Below are 17,895 nucleotides of genomic sequence, written 5' to 3'. Positions count from 1 at the left end.
CAAATATTTCTCCTGCTTTCTGCCTTCTGCCTTCTTACTTCCCAATCAGTGACGTATAGGCTGTCACCTTAATATCAATTCCAGTAATATCTGCGCCGACAACTACAGCCGCCGCTCCTAAATCCAATGCTTTTTTAGCCATTTCCGGCGCAGAAATCCCGCCTTCGCAGATAACGGGAACCTCAAGCTTTTCTAGCATTTGGGCCAGCAAATCAAATCCGGGCGGCGAAAAACTTTCAGTTTGGGGAGTGTAGCCAAAAAGAGTAGTTCCGACAGTATCTGCACCAGCTTCGGCAGCCACGATCGCAGCTTCTATGGTATCTACATCCGCCATGACTAATTTCCCTAATTCGTTGTGAATGCGATCGATTAACGTTTTTAAGTCTTCGCCAGCAGGACGATTTCGCAGAGTCGCGTCAATGGCGATGATATCAGCTCCTGCAAGTGCGATCGCCCGCGCGTCTTCAAAGCGAGGAGTAATGTAAATCTCGCATCCCGGCAATTGCTGCTTCCAAATGCCAATTATGGGAGCCGATACCTGTTTTCGCACCGCCATAATGTGAGCCGGAGTGTCAATCCGCACACCCGCCGCTCCTCGATTCACAGCGGTGCGAGCCATTGCCGCAATCACGCTCGGATCGTGTAGGGGCGAGTCAGCAGGTGCTTGACAAGAAACAATTAATCCTGTAGGAATTTGACAATTAATCATGGGTAATTGGGGATTGATAATTGGGCATTGGGCGAAGCGAAGCGGAGGGATGGGGCATGGGGCATCGGGCATCGGGCATCGGGCATTGGGGCATCGGGCTTTTTGTAATTTATTCCCTGTGCCCTATTGAACTCAAATAAGCGTTAAGTTTTGGTAGTAATTTATCGACAATTGGTTTAAATTTGCTTACTTCTTCGCTTGTGATAAGTTGTCTAGCATACGCTAATCTTAACCAGTTTACGGTTTCGTACAAAGAGCCTCTCGCAATTTTTACAAAACGCCGATTATCTTGGTCATTATAACGACCTCTTCCTTCAGCAATATTAGCACAGACACTATCAGCAGACCGAACGATCTGTTTGCCCATCGTATCTTTTGTGAAATAATCCCATTTTTTAACAATGTCCCAAATCTGATTCGCCAAACTTTCCGCCAACTTATAAACCTCTAATTCCTCAAAATCAGGTCTTCCCATAATTACCTCAAAAACTCAATTATATTAAATGCCCCATCCCTCCGCTTCGCCCGATGCCCAATTCCCCATCCCTCCGCTTCGCTTCGCCCGATGCCCCATGCCTAATTCCCCATGCCAATGCCCGATGCCCGATGCCCGATGCCCGATGCCCAATTCCCCATGCCCAATTCCCCATGCCCCATCCCTCCGCTTCGCTTCGCCCAATTATCCATTACCAATCCCGGCCATCAAAGAAAGAATTTTGTCAAGCAATTGCTGGGGGTGAATCGGTTTAGCCAAACAATCGTTAGCTCCCGCTGTCACGAAAGATATCTGATCGGCGGGAATTTCCTGAGCACTTAAAGCCAAAATTTTGATATTTTTAGTAGCGGGTTTTTGGCGCAGTTGCTGAATTATTTCGCAGCCATTCATCCCAGGTAAACGCATATTGACAATCACAGCATTCGGCTGCAAAAGTTCAATTTGTTCCACAGCCGCCGAACCTTCAATCATCCACACTACTTGCAGTCCTGCTGCTGTCAGGATATCGCAAATCAGCATGGCAGTTTCTTCATCTTCTTCGACGAGGACGAGGCTGCCCCGCAAGGAGGAAGAATGCAGCGGTAAAGATGAATTCGATTTTTCATATTTGAATTTTGTGGATTCATCTTTGCTTTTAGTTTGGATGGGTATGAAAACAGTAAAAGTTGAGCCGACATCAACTGTAGAGTTGACTTCGATCGCGCCGCCATGAAGTTCTACTAACTGTTTAGTTAATGCTAATCCCAAACCTGTGCCACCGTATTCGCGGCGGTAGGGAGAATCTAACTGCTGAAATTTTTGAAACAAGAGCGATCGCTGATTTTCTGGTATTCCAATGCCGGTATCTTTGATTTGAAACACTGCGGTGCTACCTGCTGGTGCAGTACCGGGCTGCCGCACTGCCGGCGTTCGATTTTTATCTTCTGTTATCCAAACTCGCAGGATGACTCGCCCGCCTTCGGGAGTAAATTTAATCGCATTTCCTAAAAGATTGAAGAGGATTTGTCTCAAACGGCGCGGGTCTGCGGTGAAGCGATCGCATTCTTGTTTGATCCGCTGTTCTTGCACGAGTTCCACGCCTTTAGCTAGAGCTTTTTCTTTGAGGGCGTGCAGGCTCTGAGAAGCTAATTTAGAAATTGAAAATTCACTAAGTTTTAATACACCTTTTCCCGCTTCTACTTGCGATAAATCTAAAATATCGTTAATTAATTCTAATAAGTGGTCACCGCTGTCCCGGATAGTTTGCAGGTACTGGCGCTGTTTTTGTATCGGCACTTCTTTCGCGCCAACTTTGCCGTAAGACCACCGCAGCAGCGTGTCGGAAATGCCGATGACGCAGGTGAGGGGAGTGCGCAATTCGTGGCTCATAGCTGCCAAAAATTCGCTCTTGGCGAGGCTAGCAGACTGGGCGGCGGCCAGTGCATCGCGCAGTTCTTGGGTTCGCTCTATGACGCGCTGTTCTGAGGTACACTTTTGCTGCTGGACTTCTGCATAAAGTTCGGCTTGGTAAATGGCGATCGCCAAATGTTCTGCTATTTGCCGCAAAAATGTTTTTTTGCTTTCTTCCCACTCGCACACACTACACTGGTGGGCAATTAGTAGCCCCCACAATTCGTCTTGAACTACGATCGGCACTAGCAACTTCGCCCGCACCTTCGCCCCTCGCATCAACTCTAAAAAACAAGGCTGCGAAAAGTAAGTTTTTTCCACATCAGTGACGCACAAAGCTAAACCTTTGCGATATTTCTCTCTGTCGATGACTCCATCGAGGAAACATTGCGCGCTTTCACTAAAATTCAGTACCGACGAGATAGCATCGCTGGCTAAAGCTTCGTAGGTAACGCGACCTAAATACAAGTAAGAACCGGAATTTTCTTTGACTTCGCCAGAAACCGCCGTAGGTATTTCTTTACCTAATTCGCCATTATGCGGCGCTGGCACTTTTTCAAATTGATAAATTAACAGGCGATCGACATCCAAAAACTCTCGCACTCTCGAAACTGCTTTTGACAAAATTACAGGCAATTCCAAACTCTGGCGGATTTGAGTTGTCACCTGATTTAAAAGTCGCTCTTGTTGGAGTTGCTGCTGCAAAGCATCTTCCACGGGCTGACAAAATGAAATACAGGAACTGGGAATTTGTACGTGATTAGCGGTTTCGGAAATCTGGATATGTAGCGTTTCTGGAGCTATCAGTTTGAGCGCGAAATCCCCCTCTATTTCTGTTTGCGTATGTAGCGGCGGGTGACTGTTTTTGCTGGCATCGGTAGCGAGAATGTCCAGCAAATTTAGGGTGAATTCGCTTTGCATAAATGCCGAGTTTGGCTGGAGATTTTTAATTGCTTGTTTGAGGGCGTGAATGTCAATTTGTCTTTGCGGTGGGGGCGTTATTTCTGCGAGTTTGTCTGCGAGGGGAGAGAGGAAATTGGCGATCGCCCCTGGATCGAAAGTCAACTCCACATTTAATTGGGAATTGAGATTTTTCCCGCTGTGTTGGCGTCCGTTTGTTGCCAACTCATCTAATACCTCGCCCCGCAACAGCGCGCTAAACCGATCGGATACCACTGCTGCAAACCTTTGGGACGAGTTTTCCCGATTGTCAGAATTCGCGATCGCCTCATCGGCCAGCCAAATCGCCCCTGGGAGTTCAGCCATTTGCTGTAACAACTGGTAAGCAGCCTCAAAGGTTGCTAGTGGCAAAGTCCGATTTAAGGTTTTTGGTTTCAATCTAGGTATTTTCCCGGTTGTTTTAAAGAAAAAAATATCAAGGCTCATGTTTTGGGGACAGAACCAGGGGGGACAGCAGGCGCGACCACTCCAAGAGACTTGAGATGAAAGTAGTCAGAAGGCAGGCTCTCTTCAGGCTCAGGAGCCAGATATCTGATTTTTCGTTATAGTTGTTATCACTTTAAACTATCTTAATCCAGTATAATATTAATATATAATTTGTTAACTTCTACTTAACACTATCCGGGTAAATGAGCAATCCAACTCAACTCACCCCCGATTTCACGATCGGACATCTGCCGTGTCACCACTTCCAAGTGAGTGCTGCAACTCCAGGACAGGTAGTGGCCCAAAGATTCGAGCAAGAACCAGACCTGCCGGGAGTGATTATTACTCACGAATCACAGGTATTGGGCATGATTTCTCGCGTCAAATTTCGAGAGCAAATGAGTCTCCCCAATCGCGTAGAAATTTACGGAAAGCACCCGATTCGAGCCTTGTTAGATTTCATAAGAATTCCGCCTTTATTGATGGAGGAAAACTGGAAAGTTGATGATGCCGTGCAAGCATCTCTCAACAGGCCTAAAGATTTGATTTATGAACCAATTATTGTGGTAATGCACAACCATAGTTTCCGCCTTTTGGACGTTCATACTCTGGTGATTTTCCAGTCTAAAATTTTAGCTCAAACTAACAAACTTATTCAAAAATACCGACTAGAAAGACAGAAATATCTGGCAATTATTCAACAAGAACAGGCAAAATTTCATCAATGCAACGAGCTGTTAAAAGCCCAACAACGTCAAGAAGCCCAAAAATTGCAGAATACTGCCAGTCCCCAGCAAGTGACACTGGTTAAACAAGCCGAAGAAATTGCTCAAATGAATCAGCGATTTGTCAGGATTGCGAAGCTGATTTCCTCGGAAGGTCGCCAAGCATTTCAAGCTACTTTTCAAGGTGCTAATTCTATTTGCAACAATACAGAGAAAATTTTGGGCGTTGGCAAAGCCATAGCTAATGATTTAGAAACGGTTAACCGCACTTCCCGAACCATCCGGGAGGCGATCGAACAAGTCAGGCATTTAGCGGTACAGGTGGCTGTAGTTACCAATCAAATGGGAAATCAGCCAAGCGGTCTGAGCCAAGTGAGTCTGGAAATTGGCAGACTGGCAAGTAAAACTTTTGAATTGGGGACTCAAATGGAGCAAATTGCCAGTCGGTTTAAACTTCGCGTTCACGAACTCACGGAGGCAGCAAGAGCGGGTGCTAATGTGGCTAAATCCGTGACGATCAAGATCGATCGCGCGGAAATGGCTTTGTTAGAGTTGGAGGAATTAATAGCGGAAAGAAATTTCAATTCACTGACCGCTATCACAGAACCTTTGGAAGTCAGACAAACTGTTACCGCTCATTCTTTAGTTAAGGAGATAGAACACGCCGAAGTCGTGGCTTCTGAGTTGGAAGAGATCGTGAAGCAGCAAGATTCATCGCAATATCTGATCCAAAAAATTCAGCAGGCGCTGAAGTCGAAAAAGCCCTAAAATTCCAGCGCTCATCTGATGGAAATTTTCGCTATGTATATAGCCTTTCTCAAAAAGATGAGGTACGCGAACAGGATAGGGCATAGGGCATAGGGCATAGGGCATAGGGCATAGGGCATAGGGCATAGGGGATAGGGGATAGGGCATAGGGCATAGGGCATAGGGCATAGGGCATAGGGCATAGGGCATGAGGCTCTCCTCACTTTTTTGAGAACCGCTATATATAGGATAAGGAAGAAGGCTTGAGTTGTGGTCGCAAGAGAAAGGGATAAAGCTCGTATTTAAGTAATCAATAACTTCATGATATTCTTGATGCTTGGCATGAAAAAATAACAACAAAAAGCAACAAATTTAAGATTTTATAAATACTGTTTCAAACGGGGGCAGACAAACTAAACTCAGAAAAGGCTATTTAAATCACAAGAAATGGTCAAATAACAGGCGAGGTTTATGAAGATTCTGCTAGTAGAAGATGACACAATTACAATTAATTTGCTGACTAGAGCGCTGAACGCTCATAATTACAATGTGAATACGGCAGCAGACGGCGAAACAGCCTTGCAGTTGGCGCAAGCCTACGATTACGACCTGATTGTTTTGGATGTGCTGATTCCTAAACTCGACGGTATTAGTTTGTGTCGGGAATTGCGATCGTCCGGCTGCCAAATGCCGATTTTATTGCTGACAGCCCTAGACAGCAGCAGCGATCGAGTCCAAGGTTTAGAAGCGGGTGCAGACGATTATGTGGTCAAACCCTTTAATCTCCAAGAATTAATCGCTCGAATTCGGGCTTTGCTGCGCCGGGGTAAGGCAACTTGGTCGAGTACAAGTTTGACTTGGGAAAAACTGCAAGTCAACCCGGACACTACGGAAGTAACTTATGGCGAAAAAGTGCTGCACTTGACTCCCAAAGAGTACAATCTGCTGGAACTTTTTCTGAGAAATCCCCGGCGCATTTTCAGCCGCAGCGCTATGCTCGATCGCATTTGGTCTGCCGGCGAATTTCCTCAAGAAGAAGCTGTTACGGCTCATATCAAGGGGCTGCGGCACAAGCTGAAAGCAGCCGGGATGACTGTAGATTTAGTGGAAACCGTGTACGGATTGGGCTATCGGCTGAAAAGTCTGCCGGAGGAGATTGAGAGTCCAAAAGTTGCCAGGGCGACGGCAGAAACTGCTAAAAGTCAAGAGACTTTATCTGCTGAATCTAGCGGGCAGAACCCGGAATTAAGCAACGATGAGCGCCGTCTCCAAGTCCTGAATGTGGTTGCGGAAATTAGGGGCAAGTTAAGAGCTAATTTTATCGAAAAGGTGGTGATATTCGATCGCGCGATCGCCCAACTGAAAACCGGAACCTTGGACAACGAACTGCGGCAGGAAGCCCAGGAGCAAGCTCATAAATTAGTGGGTTCTTTGGGTACTTTGGGGCTGCCGAAAGGTTCGATAGTTGCGCGTAAAATCGAAGATTTGTTCAAGGCCCAAAACGTCTTGAAACCGGGGACTGCTCAGCAGATTGAGGGATTGCTGCATAAGCTGAAACAGATATTCGATCGCCCGCCGGAACCTGAAAGCGAGCTGGTTACTGCGGTTTTGCAACAGCGCCGCATCTTGATCGTGGATGATGATAGTGTTCAGAGCGATCGACTAAAAATAGCAGCATCCGGTTCCGGCTTCCAGATAGAAGTCGCCAACTCTCCCGAAGCGGCAAGAAATGCGATTTCTCAACAGCCTCCCGACGCGATTTTGCTGGATTTGACCTTTTCCAGAATTCAGGAAAACGGACTTACTCTGCTAGCCGAACTCCGCAGTGAAAAACCAGATATTCCGGTGATGATTTTTAGCGGGAACAATCAATTGAGCGATCGAATAGAAGTTGCTCGTTTGGGAGCTTCCGGCTTTTTACACAAATCTATCCCCCCAGCAGATATACTCAAAGCAGTCGCCCAACTCCTCGACCAGACAGGCCCTGCTGAAGCCAAAGTTATGGTGGTAGATGATGACGTGCATCTATTGGCTGCACTGAGCATGATTCTACAACCTTGGGGATTGCAAGTCACAACATTGGATGAGCCCGAAAAGTTCTGGGAGGTACTCGAAACCACTTGTCCAGATTTGCTGATTTTAGATGTGGAGATGCCCGGTTACAGCGGGATCGAGCTGTGTTTGGCGGTGCGGAATGATTTGCGGTGGAGCAAGCTGCCTGTGCTATTTTTGACCGCTCATTCTGAGTCAGAAATAGTACGCCAAATGTTTGTCGCTGGTGCTGATGACTACGTGAATAAGCCGATCGTGGAACCGGAATTAATTGCTCGCATCCTGAATCGTTTGGAGCGGACTCAACTCCGGCACAAACTTGCTCTGACACAGCGTTAACAGTTGACAGCGAAGTTTTTAGGCTGGGGATTTAGGGCGGATCAAAGTCCCCCTTTCTTTCGGGGGATTTAGGGGATCTGGCCTCGATGGTAAACGAGAGATACAAAGGTTTTTAGGGGATTATTAGATTCTAGAATTCGGAGGTGGTGGCATTGATTGATATTTGCCCGATCGTCAAAAACACTGACTAATTTAGAAAAGTATTTACAATAACAAGAAAGCAATGGTATTAACCTCAAACACAGGCGATCGCAATGACAGTGACTGCGAATTAATTTACGATCCCGCTTCGATTCAACCTCACGGCATCCTGTTGGTGCTGGAATCTCCGGTGTTGAAAATTTTGCAAGTTAGCAACAATACTTTTGAGGCGATCGGCATTTACCCCGAAGCACTTTTAGGCAAGTTTTTACATGAATTTGTCGTGACTGAGGAAATTGAGGCTGTTGAAAAAGCTTTATTTGAAAACAGCTATCAAAATGACAGTATCAATTTATCATTCACAAGTCAAAAACGCAAGTCTTTTTTTCAGGGGACGCTGCATCAATCAAGTTCAGTATTAATTATGGAACTAGAACAGGTTGTTGCCCCAAAAAGTAGCGATTGTTTCAATTCTTATCATTTAGTCCAAAAGCCGATCGACAAAATCCACAACACACCCAACTTGCAAGTGCTGTGTCAGACAGTGGTTGAAGAGGTGCGGAGGATGATTGGGTTCGATCGCGCGATCATCTATCAATTTGATGCCACCGGTGCCGGGGAAGTCATCGCCGAAGACAAAGTAGAAAATTTGGCTCCCTTATTGGGAATGCACTATCCGGCTGCCGATATTCCCCCGCAGGCAAGAAAGCAGTTCAGTATGAATTTAATTCGGTTTATTCCCGATATTCACTATCAGCCTGTAGAACTAATTCCTGACTGCAATCCGCTGACTGGTCGCCCCCTGGATCTGGGATTCTCCTTGTTGAGAACAGTTTCGCCTTGCCACGTTCAATATCTCAAAAATATGAACATTGGCGCTAGCATGACCGTGACATTAATCAAAGATCGAAAAATCTGGGGATTGCTCGCCTGTCACCACCCAACAGCAAAGTATGTCAACTACGAAACCAGAACGGCTTGCGAACTGATAGCAAAGTTTGTGAATCTAGAACTCAGCTACAAACAAGATAGCGAAGACCGGGACTATGCAATTTATCTCAAAGAAATTTGCCATAAATTTATCGCGGAAATTTCTCAAGAAAACTCCTTTGTAGAAGGTTTACTTAAATCCCCAGATGAATTGCTGGCATTAATGGGCGCTACCGGTGCAGTTGTGTGTGCCAATGAAAATTTAATCACCATCGGCAAAACCCCGGAATTGGGAGAAATCAAAAAATTACTTGCTTGGATCAAAACTCAAATAAATAATGATGTTTTTTATACAGATTGTCTCTCACAAATGTATCCGCCATCCGATAACTTTAAAAAAGTTGCTAGCGGTTTGCTGGTGCTTGCCATATCCGAGATGAAAAATTATTACATTTTGTGGTTCCGTCCCGAAGCAATTCAAACTATCAACTGGGCTGGCAAACCAGATTGGCCAATTGATCTTAAACCAGATGGCACCCCATTGATGTCTTCTCGTACTTCTTTTGAGTTGTGGCAAGAAACTGTGAGGTTAAAATCTTTGCCTTGGCAGCCGTGCGAAATTGAAATCGCCGGAGAACTTCGAGTTGCTATTACTAGCATTGAGTTGCGGAAAATGAATCAGCAGCTCAGCTTAGCTTTGTCGGCTACCAAAATTGGATTTTGGGACTGGGACGTGCAGAAAAATCTCATTGTTTGGTCGAGGGAACACGAAGAGTTGTTTGGGTTGGCCCCGGGAACTTTTGCCGGAACTTATCAAAGTTTTGCAGCTCGCGTTCACCCAGAAGATTTAAAAAGTATTGAGAATGCTATAAATCAGACCTTGACCCAGCCAGTAGATTACTTTCAGGAATACCGCGTGATTTGGTCGGACGGCAGCATTCACTGGATTGAGGGGAAAGGTAAGTTTTTTTACAGCGAAGCAGGCGATGCAGTGCGGATGGTGGGGACAGTTACAGAAATTACCGATCGCAAAGCTAAAGAATTACAGTTGCGGCTGTTGGAATCAGCAATCACTACGACTAACGACGCCGTGTTAATTACGGAAGCTGAACCGATTAACGCATCGGGCCCGCGAATTCTGTATGCCAACCCAGCTTTCACACGGATGAGTGGCTATACGCTAGAAGAAGTTTTGGGCAAAACGCTGCGCATCTTGCAAGGAGAAAAAACAGATCGGGCAAGTCTCGATCGCATTCGGAGAGCTTTGGAAACCTGGCAGCCGGTGCGGGCTGACTTGATCAATTACCGCAAAGATGGGACGGAATTTTGGGTAGAATTGAGCATTGTGCCGATCGCAGACGAAAGCGGTTCGTTTACCCATTGGGTGGCAGTGCAGCGGGATATTAGCGATCGCAAAGAAGCTGAAGCCGCCCTCCAACAGCTCAACGAACTGTTAGAAATGCGAGTTTTGCAGCGAACCAGAGAACTAGAAAGCTCTCAAGCAGAACTCCGGGAAAGCGAAGCTTTATTTCGCTCTCTGAGCGAGAGTTCCCCCGTCGGCATTTTCCAAATCGATGCTGAGGGGAAATGTATCTATACAAATCCCCGCTCTCAAGCAATTGGCTGCTTCACAGCGACAGAAGCTTTAGGAAACGGCTGGATGCGGTTTGTTCACCCCGAAGACATTAAACTAATTCGGTCTAAGTGGTCGGAATCGCGATCGTTAGATGGGGAATTTCTCTGCGAATTCCGCCACATCCAGCCCGACGGAACAATCCGGTTTTGTCTGGTTAAAACAGCTCCGATTTTTGCCGACGGAGGTCAACTAATCGGTCACGTCGGCACAGTCACAGATATCACAGAAAGTCGGGCAATTGAAAAAATAAAAAATGAGTTTATTTCCATTGTCAGCCACGAACTGCGAACCCCACTTGCCTCAATTCACGGTTCTTTAGGTTTGCTGGCGGCTGGGGTGCTGAACGATCGACCGGAAACTGCCAAAAAGATGTTACAAATTGCGTCTAACCAGACCCAACGCTTAGTGCGTTTGGTCAACGATATGCTTGATTTAGAGCGGCTCGATTCGAGCGAATTTACTATTGTTAAGGAATGGTGCGAGGCGCAGGTTTTGATGCAGAAGTCTGCGGAAGCTGTGATGTCTCTGGCTGCTGAGAATAAGATTAATTTGTTGATTTTGCCCTCGTTGGCAAAAATTTGGGCTGACCCGGACAGGATTGTGCAACTGCTGGTAAATTTGTTGAGCAATGCGATTAAATTTTCGGCTCCGGGGAGTACAGTAACTGTCAGGGTTGATGATTTGGGCGATTCCCTACGGGATGGCTACGCTTCACGGGTTTTATTTGAAGTCAAAGATCGAGGGCGGGGAATTCCTGCTGATAAACTAGAAACTATCTTTGGCAGATTTCAACAGGTAGATGCTTCTGACTCTCGCCAAAAAGGAGGTACGGGTTTGGGTTTGGCTATCTGTCGCAGCATTGTGCAGCAGCACGGCGGCAGAATTTGGGCCGAAAGTGTTGTCTCTGAAGGCACGAGTTTCTATTTCACAGTGCCTGCACCGCTGGAAGGGGAAGGTTCATTCAGTTGACAGTTGACAGTTGACAGTTGACAGTTGACAGTTGACAGTTGACAGTTGACAGTTGACAGTTAACAGTTGACAGTTGACAGTTGACAGTTGACAGTTGACAGTTGACAGTTGACAGTTGACAGTTGACAGCTTGAACTGCCGAAAAGAAAAAATTCGGCGATTTCAATCGCGTCTACAAAAACGAAGTCGGCCTGCGCCGACTGAAGAAAAAATTCGGCGATTTCAATCGCGTCAATACAAACAAAGTCGGGCTGCGCCGACTGAAGAATTAAGGGGAATTTAAAGTCGGATGACGATCGCCAATCCGGTTTCTAGCTATTTGTCTCTTGCAAAAATCTCGAAATTATGTTACTAAGGCGGGTTTGTGCGTGCCGGAAAGTTCTGGTTTTGGTGGCTGTTTTCAGAATTTCCTCATTTTTTTGATTTAGCTTTGAGATCGATCGGTGATTGGTTACTTCCAACCCTGATTCTCTAGAAATTCCAGAGACAACTTCAGGGAGTCGGGGTTTTTTGTTGATCGTAAAGCCGATCGCCCGCCGCCGTATTTACATAGACACAAGATGTTCTATAAGTTACACACAAGTCCCTGAATAAACCAAGTTGTTTAACCAATACTCCGTAATGCAGCAAAGTTTTTTGGTAAAAAACCCAATTTCTGCCTAAGTGTTACAATCCATGCTTCGCTCAAAGTATATTAATTTAAAACAATCATTTTCTTCATAATTTCCTCATATTTTTTAGATAATGTTTATAGAAGGTTCTTGAGTTGAAAGTACCAATCTCAGCAGCATCCGGCTGCCAAAGAACGAACCTGTTGTCAGAAGAGTTCGGTTCAGTGACGATACTTTCAATTTTAAGGAGTGCGATCGCACAACCAACCTGAATCAGTCAGGAATTAGGCACTGCATACCAAACAAACCGATTTTTTTCACCTGGAAGGGTTTCTGTGCAAGTCTTCTAAGTGTTGGCAGGAAAAATCAATCAAAAATAAATTAATAACGGTTGATGTGATTAACACTGTCGAATAACGCCCCGAAAATAAGTCGGTCATTCTGTCAATAGCAAAACTGGCAATTGCCACCAATAGGCAAAGCGAAGTCTGAGTAAGTTTTTTAGAGAGTGTGGAGATTTCTCAAATGTCATATCAGCTATCTTCTCAAGGTAACAGCAAAATTTTGTGCTATTACGCAAATATTACCAACCAAATTCAGGTGGTGCGGATTGGTAACATTCCTAATTGGTGCTTTGAAAGAGTGATGTTTCCTGGACAGCGACTGATGTTTGAAGCTGCGGTTGAAGCAGTATTAGAAATTCACACTGGCGCGGTAGCAAGTGCTATTTTATCGGACAAGATTCCGTGCTACGTGCTGCGGGTTATAGAAGAGGTAAGTTATGAGTTCGATCGGGTTATTTCCGAAGAAAAATATGCGGTATTAACACGCTAAAATTCAGGAGAAATAAGACGAACTGGATATCGGAAACAAAGATATTAGTTAAGTAGTGTTTGGGGAAAGAAAAAATGCAGAAACATCTTGTCAATATCACCTTGGGCGTAGTCACAAAAGAAGTAGAAACTATCTTGGAGTCTTATCCCCATTATCCGTACCAACAGGCTTTTTCACACTCTGGGTGGCGGCAGGATTTAATTGCTTATGTGCTGAGCCGAGTTCCTAATAAGTATACTGCGATCGACTTCGGCGAGTCTGTGGCGAACCACACAAGTCAGGTTCGCTGTTCTTCAGAACAGTTGCTACAGATAGAAAATTTGATTCATACTGGCATTTGCGACTTGCTGCACACCTATCAGAAGGTCGATTACCGCCTTCCTGAAGAAGTTAAATTCGATGCGAGAGTTGCTAGTTGGTTTAGATAGTCTGTGGTAATTGAGCCCAAATGCCGATCGCCTCGGCACTCTTAGTTGGTCGATCGAGCTAGAATTGTCTGTGCGATCGATCGCGATATAGATTTTAAGGTTTTGCGGACTGTGCTTGGAGTGCGTTTGAGCGTTCGGATTTCAGTCCTCTAATTTTGATAATGACTGAAATCAGAACTGCGAACTAAATCTGATCTTATGCAATCAAAATCCCCAAAAATATGTCATTCCTTCGATGATTCCCCCAGCGCAAGCAGAGCCAGCTAAATAATGATTTTCAGTGCCGCATTCGCGATGCCATGCTAAGAGTTCTGACATAGCGTTAGCAACGATTACTCCCCGAACATCTTGTTCAAACATACTGATATCATTGCCAGAATCGCCGCAAACTAATGTTGCCTCAGATGGAATTTGCAGGCGCTTTTGTAAATAAGTTAGGGCATTACCTTTGTTGCTAGTTTGTGGTAAGATATCTACGTCGCGATTGCTGCTAAAAATAATTTGAGCTGCCAGTCCCGATCCGGTTAACTTTTGCTGCAATTCCTGGATAATTGAGCTGTTTTCTGCTGCTGGTTCTAGACAATAACTGATTTTCCAAGGATTTTGTTCTTTGAGGGATTGGGGTTGAAGCTGGGGAAACTGCTGAGCTAACGAGGCGATCGCCATTTTATCCCAGTCTTGAGAAAGATGTTCCGCCCAATCTAAATCCAGGGTTGCGTCTTGGTAAATTTCGCTACCTACACCTGCGATCGTAGAGTCTGGTGCTAGCAGTTGTTTTTGGGCAATTAATTCGCAAGTTGAAGCATGAGAACGCCCGGTAGCGTAAACCAAACAAATTTGCGATCGCATAGATTGCAAGCGCTGGTTGAAAACTTGAGTGGCTTCGTCATCTCCCACTAGCGTATTGTCTAAATCTGTAACTAATAAAAACTTCATTTTTGGCATTAGTCAATAGTCAGCAGTCATCAGTGATTAATGATATCATGTCCGATCGATTGACTGCGATCGATCTGGTTCGTAGTGCGGACGCCAGGACGCTCTCGCTGCGGACGCCAGGACGCTCTCGCTGCGGACGGCAGGACGCACTACAAACCGTTTTTGTTTTGGTAATCAAACGGAGACGATCTGATATCTCGCCTGCGTCCGAATATCAGCGAATTGGGAGTTCGATGATAAATTCAGTGCCTTTACCAGGTTCCGAGAGGCACTGCAATTTGCCGTTGTGTTTTTCCACGACAATTTGATGCGAAATTGACAAACCCAAACCAGTGCCTTTACCTACGGGCTTTGTGGTAAAAAATGGGTCAAATAAACGCACGATATTATCTTGGGGAATTCCCGGGCCGTTGTCTTTGATCCGAATGCAAATGCTCTTGTCATCAATCGTTTCAGTTTTAATGGTAATTGTAAGACCACTTGAATTGGGGGTGTTTTTGGCTTGGTTGCTGCTTTCTTCCAAGGCATCGATCGCATTTGCCAATATATTCATAAATACCTGATTTAGCTGTCCGGGATGACATGGTATTTTCGGCAGTTCTCCGTATTCTTTGATTACTTTAATACCCTCCCATTTTGCCTTGGCTTTCAGCCTACTGTTCAACATTAACAAGGTACTTTCTAAACCTTCGTGAATGTCGGCAGGCTTAAATTTAGCTTCGTCCGCCCGCGAAAAATTGCGCAGAGTTTGAATAATTTCTACAATTCGATCGCATCCTGTGTGCATCGAGTTGAGCAATTTCGGTAGGTCTTCTGCGAGAAATTCTAAGTCTATATCTTCTGCTTTTTTCTGAATTTTGGCTGGCGGATTTGGACATTCTTCTCGATACATCTGCACGATTTCTAACAAATCGAGGACGTAGCCGCGGACGTGGCAGACGTTGCCGGCGACAAAGCCAACTGGGTTGTTAATTTCGTGGGCAATTCCTGCTAGGACTTGTCCGAGGGAAGACATTTTTTCGGTTTGGACTAACTGCATTTGAGTTTGTTGCAATTCGTGCAAAGCTGTTTGCAATTCCTGGGATTTTTGCCGATCGCGCTTTGCGGAGGCGGCCCGTTCTTCCTCAACTCCGATCGCCCCAGCAATAATTCCGATCAGCTTGCAGTCGGCTTCTGTGGCCGCGATCGGTTCGGTGTAGATAACGCACACCGAACCGACGTAATCGTCGCCGCGCCGCACTGCTTGTCCCAGATAGCTTTTGAGTTCGTAGCGGATGACAGCGGGATCGCTTTGGCTGTAGATCGTGTTCTGCAAGTCAGGAATTGCCACAGCCCGATCGCTGGCTTGGTGGCAGACATCGGTGCAGATGTGTCCTTCGGCGCGATCGACCTCCGGGTAGTCAGGCGGCGTTTGCCAAGTTGCGATCGCCCGCAGCAGCCCGCCACCGACGTGGCTGTAGACGGCGCAGCTTCCGCCCAAAAGCTCGCCGGCTAAGGTTGTCAGGCGTTGGATATTGTCAGCAGCATCGGTGGTGAATCCCAAAAAACACTCGTTGATTTTGCTGAGGCGGTATTCTGCTTGCCTGCGCGCCGTCATGTCGCGGGAGTTGAGCACAATTCCCCTCACAGCGGGGTCTGCTAGCAGGTTAATGCCGACTCCTTCGAGAAAACACCAAGAACCGTCAACGCGCCGGAACCGACCTTCTACGGCGATGGGATCGCCGGGATTTGCGATCAATTGTTGGAGATAGGAAATCACCGAGGGAAGGTCGTCAGGGTGAATGAAATCGAGAACCATTCGACCAATCAGTTCCTCTGGTTCGTAGTCCAAGACTGTTTCTACAGAAGGGCTTTCGTAAACAATGCCACCGCCCTCGTCGAGAATAGTAATGATGTCGGAACTGTTGAGAATCAGCGATCGCCACTTAGCCTCATTTTGTAATAAAGCTGACTCGGCTTGTTTGCGATCAGTAATATCCTCCACCATTTTCAGAATAAACTGTGGCATTCCCTGGCTGTTGTCGATGACAGAGGCGGTGAGGCGTCCCCACCTGATGCTACCGTCAGGGCGGAGATAGCGCTTCTCGATTTGGTAAGCTTGGCGATCGCCCGCCGCCAACTGCCGGCGCAACTGGCGCGAAGATCGTGCGTCTTCCGGGTGCACGCAGGAGTCGATATCCACCCCCCGGAGTTCGGCTTCCGATCGCCCCAGCATAGCTTGAAATGCCGGATTAGTGGCGATCGCCATACCTTCGAGAGTAGCGACTGCCATGCCGATCGCACCGCGTTCAAAAATTGCCCGAAACCGCTGTTCGCTTTCGCGCAAAGCTGCTTCAGCTTCCACTTGCTGGGTGATGTCCCGCCCCGCCACTGCCATGCCTTTGCGGGAACCGTCGGGGTTGTACAGCGGCACTTTCCGCACTTCAAACAAATTGCTGCCGCCTGTGGGTAAGGGGACAATTTGGCTGCTGGAGGTAAGAGTGCCTGCTTCCCAGGTAGTTTCGTCGGTTTCCTGCCAACTTAGGAGGATGTCTCTGACTCTGGGATCGGCTGCTGCTGCGAGTTCGGCAGTTGTTTTGCCTTGGTAATCTGCGGTTTCCCAGCCCAAAAGTTTGAGGGCGCAGTCGTTAGCAATCAGCCAGCGCCCCTCGCCGTCTGTGAGGTTGATGGCATCGGGCACGGCATCGATCGCGGTTTTCAGCCAGTATTCTCGATCGCGCAGGGCTGCTTCGGCTGCTTTGCGATCGGCGATTTCGGCGACAGTTCCTTCGTAGTAAAGGAGTTCGCCTGCTTTGTCGCGGACTTCGCGCACGTTTTCCGAGATCCAGGTAGTGCTGCCGTCAGCGCGGCCGACGCAGGACTCAAACTCTTTCAGGGAGGCGACGCGGGTGATTTCGGCGATGAATTCAGCGCGGCGGGTGCGATCGGCGTAAAGGTTTTTTGCCGAACATTTTGCGATCAGTTCTGACGGGGAATCGTAGCCGTACATTCGGGCGAGTGCGGGGTTGGCGCTGAGGTAGCGCCCGTCTGGGGCGGTTTGAAATATGCCTTCGGTGGCGTTTTCAAAGATGCTGCGGTATTTTTCTTCGGCTTGTTGCAGCGCTTCTTCTGCTTGCTTGCGATCGCTGATATCCGATTGGACGCCGATGAAGTGGGTGACAGTCCCGCTGCTGTCGCGCACCGGCGAGATGGTGAGTTCGTTCCAGAAGGGGGTTCCGTCTTTACGGTAGTTTTTGAGAACGACTTTGCAATCGTGTTGTTCTTGAAGGGCTACGCGGATTTGAGCGACTGCTGCGCGATCGGTATCCGGGCCTTGCAGGAAGCGGCAGTTGTGCCCGATGATTTCGCTGCGATCGTAGCCTGTAATCCGCTCGAAAGCCGGGTTGCAGTAGACTATTGGTTTGTCGGGCTGTCGGGCGTCCGCGATCGCGATGCCGTTGCTAGTAGCTGCCAGGGCGCGATCGTACAGCCTCCATACTTCTTCTATTAAATTCGGTGGATTCCCACCAGTGCGAGTCGGCGATAGCGTTTCAGAAGGAATACTTATATTATCGATCTTCATGAGTT

11 protein-coding genes are annotated in these 17,895 nt (G+C 46.9%); 5 read left to right on the top strand and 6 right to left on the bottom strand.

Annotation, left to right across the window (positions count from 1 at the left end; translation table 11 throughout):
- Positions 1 to 34 precede the first annotated feature (34 nt).
- The 4 genes from K4039_RS03915 to K4039_RS03900 all read right to left on the bottom strand — a co-directional run bounded on the left by K4039_RS03915 (position 35) and on the right by K4039_RS03900 (position 3,932).
- Positions 35 to 709 carry an N-acetylmannosamine-6-phosphate 2-epimerase gene (locus K4039_RS03915; protein WP_265233823.1) on the bottom strand — a complete coding sequence of 225 codons (675 nt, stop codon included), beginning with the start codon at positions 707 to 709 and terminating at the stop codon, positions 35 to 37.
- 109 nt (positions 710 to 818) lie between these two features.
- On the bottom strand, positions 819 to 1,184 hold the full coding sequence (locus K4039_RS03910) for a four helix bundle protein (protein WP_265233822.1): 366 nt from the start codon (positions 1,182 to 1,184) through the stop codon (positions 819 to 821).
- Between the two features lie 24 nt (positions 1,185 to 1,208).
- A complete protein-coding gene (locus K4039_RS03905; protein ID WP_265233821.1) occupies positions 1,209 to 1,388 on the bottom strand; it encodes a hypothetical protein in 180 nt (59 codons plus the stop codon).
- Complete coding sequence (locus tag K4039_RS03900; protein ID WP_375339781.1) at positions 1,389 to 3,932, bottom strand: ATP-binding protein; 2,544 nt, start codon at positions 3,930 to 3,932, stop codon at positions 1,389 to 1,391.
- A gap of 251 nt (positions 3,933 to 4,183) precedes the next feature.
- On the opposite strand from K4039_RS03900, the gene K4039_RS03895 reads away from it, so the two are divergent.
- From K4039_RS03895 to K4039_RS03875, 5 genes are all read left to right on the top strand, one after another.
- Positions 4,184 to 5,473: a chemotaxis protein gene (locus tag K4039_RS03895; protein ID WP_265233819.1), complete on the top strand. Its 1,290-nt coding sequence runs from the start codon at positions 4,184 to 4,186 to the stop codon at positions 5,471 to 5,473.
- Between the two features lie 450 nt (positions 5,474 to 5,923).
- A complete protein-coding gene (locus K4039_RS03890) occupies positions 5,924 to 7,843 on the top strand; it encodes a response regulator (RefSeq protein WP_265233818.1) in 1,920 nt (639 codons plus the stop codon).
- 223 nt (positions 7,844 to 8,066) lie between these two features.
- Positions 8,067 to 11,519: a PAS domain S-box protein gene (locus tag K4039_RS03885; protein ID WP_265233817.1), complete on the top strand. Its 3,453-nt coding sequence runs from the start codon at positions 8,067 to 8,069 to the stop codon at positions 11,517 to 11,519.
- Positions 11,520 to 12,655: 1,136 nt separating this feature from the next.
- Positions 12,656 to 12,964 carry a DUF1830 domain-containing protein gene (locus K4039_RS03880; RefSeq protein WP_265233816.1) on the top strand — a complete coding sequence of 103 codons (309 nt, stop codon included), beginning with the start codon at positions 12,656 to 12,658 and terminating at the stop codon, positions 12,962 to 12,964.
- Positions 12,965 to 13,038: 74 nt separating this feature from the next.
- Positions 13,039 to 13,392 (top strand): hypothetical protein, encoded by a 354-nt coding sequence (locus K4039_RS03875; RefSeq protein ID WP_265233815.1) that lies wholly within the window; start codon positions 13,039 to 13,041, stop codon positions 13,390 to 13,392.
- Positions 13,393 to 13,596: 204 nt separating this feature from the next.
- Here the strand turns inward: K4039_RS03875 and K4039_RS03870 are convergent, their stop codons facing one another.
- On the bottom strand, positions 13,597 to 14,328 hold the full coding sequence (locus K4039_RS03870; RefSeq protein ID WP_265233814.1) for a sucrose-phosphate phosphatase: 732 nt from the start codon (positions 14,326 to 14,328) through the stop codon (positions 13,597 to 13,599).
- Positions 14,329 to 14,542: 214 nt separating this feature from the next.
- Positions 14,543 to 17,890 (bottom strand): PAS domain S-box protein, encoded by a 3,348-nt coding sequence (locus tag K4039_RS03865; RefSeq protein WP_265233813.1) that lies wholly within the window; start codon positions 17,888 to 17,890, stop codon positions 14,543 to 14,545.
- Between the last annotated feature and the right edge of the window lie 5 nt (positions 17,891 to 17,895).

This window comes from Lyngbya sp. CCAP 1446/10, from assembly GCF_026130175.1.
Lineage (GTDB): Bacteria > Cyanobacteriota > Cyanobacteriia > Cyanobacteriales > Microcoleaceae > Microcoleus.
Note: the sequence above shows the minus strand (reverse complement) of the source record. Positions and strands in the feature narration are given on the sequence as shown.

Bases quoted from the DNA above. Each gene is read 5' to 3' on its own strand.
- K4039_RS03915 (WP_265233823.1), bottom strand. From the start codon at position 709: ATGATTAATTGTCAAATTCCTACAGGATTAATTGTTTCTTGTCAAGCA.
- K4039_RS03910 (WP_265233822.1), bottom strand. From the start codon at position 1,184: ATGGGAAGACCTGATTTTGAGGAATTAGAGGTTTATAAGTTGGCGGAA.
- K4039_RS03895 (WP_265233819.1), top strand. From the start codon at position 4,184: ATGAGCAATCCAACTCAACTCACCCCCGATTTCACGATCGGACATCTG.
- K4039_RS03890 (WP_265233818.1), top strand. From the start codon at position 5,924: ATGAAGATTCTGCTAGTAGAAGATGACACAATTACAATTAATTTGCTG.
- K4039_RS03885 (WP_265233817.1), top strand. From the start codon at position 8,067: ATGGTATTAACCTCAAACACAGGCGATCGCAATGACAGTGACTGCGAA.
- K4039_RS03880 (WP_265233816.1), top strand. From the start codon at position 12,656: ATGTCATATCAGCTATCTTCTCAAGGTAACAGCAAAATTTTGTGCTAT.
- K4039_RS03875 (WP_265233815.1), top strand. From the start codon at position 13,039: ATGCAGAAACATCTTGTCAATATCACCTTGGGCGTAGTCACAAAAGAA.
- K4039_RS03870 (WP_265233814.1), bottom strand. From the start codon at position 14,328: ATGAAGTTTTTATTAGTTACAGATTTAGACAATACGCTAGTGGGAGAT.
- K4039_RS03865 (WP_265233813.1), bottom strand. From the start codon at position 17,890: ATGAAGATCGATAATATAAGTATTCCTTCTGAAACGCTATCGCCGACT.